We start from the raw sequence: 1242 nt of genomic DNA on the forward strand, positions 1-1242 counted from the left end.
ACAGATAAAAAGAGTGGTATTGTTAATGATGCCAATCACTATGCTGTTGAAACCATTGGCAACCCTGCCTATCCATTGGATTTGTTTCAAAGGGTTATCACTGTAAGTTTGGAAACAATGAAAATCGTTAAGAACTTACCAAAATTAGAAATAAGAGAAACTGAATAGATTTGGCATACTCACATAATGGGTATAGAGCTTATAACCATAATCTATACCTCTCTTGTTAAGTTGATTACATAAAATTTTCTTTACTATGAGGATAACAAAATAAAGTTAAGAGAATAGGATTTTGCAACATTCCTCTTAATTATTACGAATTAAGGATTCTTTTCGTGGAGTTTTTTGCCATACCTGCTGTCCAAAGGGTTTTTAATTCTAAAAAATTGACTTGAGACTACAGTGTAGCTACATTATAATAAAATCTATGAATGGAGGTACCAATCATGAAAGCCGATTCTGTTGTTCGCGCTCGCATTCCTGCTGAAATGAAAAAACAAGCGATGATTACTTTAGAACGCATGGGATTAAGTGCATCAGACCTTATCCGCATAACATTTTTGCGTGTCGCTGAAGAAGGTTGTTTGCCTTTTGAGCTTAAAGTACCTAATAGTGTCACACGTAAAGCTATAAAGGAATTAGATGAAGGTAAAGGTAAGACATTTAAAAACGCTGATGCCCTTTTTAAGGATTTAGGCATTTAATATGCTGATACCTGTTCGCTCGAGACAATTTAAACGTGACGTGCGCAAGGCGGAAAAACGCAGTAAAAATATGAATAAGCTGCGTACACTATTAAGTCTTCTAATTGAAGAAAAGACATTACCAAGACATTACTGTGATCATCCACTAAAAGGCGATTGGGTAGGGTATCATGATATTCATATCGAACCAGATTGGCTGCTTATTTATAGAATAGAAGGAGATAAATTACATCTTATTCGTACAGGAACGCACTCTGACCTTTTCAAAGAATAATTATATGAAAAGTTAAAAATACTCTAACTTTTCTCTACATAATTAGATTTTTTTACATTGCCTTTAAGAGGTTATATCGTAATCTAAAATGATAGCTTTGTTTAAAGAGAGCTATGTATATTCATTTTCTTATATTACTTATAGGTTTTGAAGGTTTCTCAAACCCTCAAAATACCTTCAAAACCCCTTTATATATATTACAGATTGTATTTACGTGTTGTGTGTAATATGGGTTGTTTATTTAAAACATTAACATATTGAAAT

The 1242-nt window shown here is 32.8% G+C and carries 2 protein-coding genes; both read left to right on the forward strand.

Translation table 11 applies throughout. From position 1 onward, the window contains the following. Positions 1–446 precede the first annotated feature (446 nt). Positions 447–704 carry a type II toxin-antitoxin system RelB/DinJ family antitoxin gene (locus tag ACFIL8_RS10520; RefSeq protein ID WP_375638828.1) on the forward strand — a complete coding sequence of 86 codons (258 nt, stop codon included), beginning with the start codon at positions 447–449 and terminating at the stop codon, positions 702–704. A gap of 1 nt (position 705) precedes the next feature. Further along, positions 706–978, forward strand: coding sequence for a type II toxin-antitoxin system YafQ family toxin (locus ACFIL8_RS10525; RefSeq protein WP_375632825.1), 273 nt, complete (start codon positions 706–708; stop codon positions 976–978). The last annotated feature ends 264 nt before the right edge of the window (positions 979–1242 follow it).

This window comes from Bartonella sp. AP57NXGY (genome assembly GCF_042195805.1).
GTDB lineage: Bacteria > Pseudomonadota > Alphaproteobacteria > Rhizobiales > Rhizobiaceae > Bartonella.

Coding starts and splice junctions, on each gene's coding strand:
- ACFIL8_RS10520 (WP_375638828.1), top strand. CDS start 447: ATGAAAGCCGATTCTGTTGTTCGCGCTCGCATTCCTGCTGAAATGAAA.
- ACFIL8_RS10525 (WP_375632825.1), top strand. CDS start 706: ATGCTGATACCTGTTCGCTCGAGACAATTTAAACGTGACGTGCGCAAG.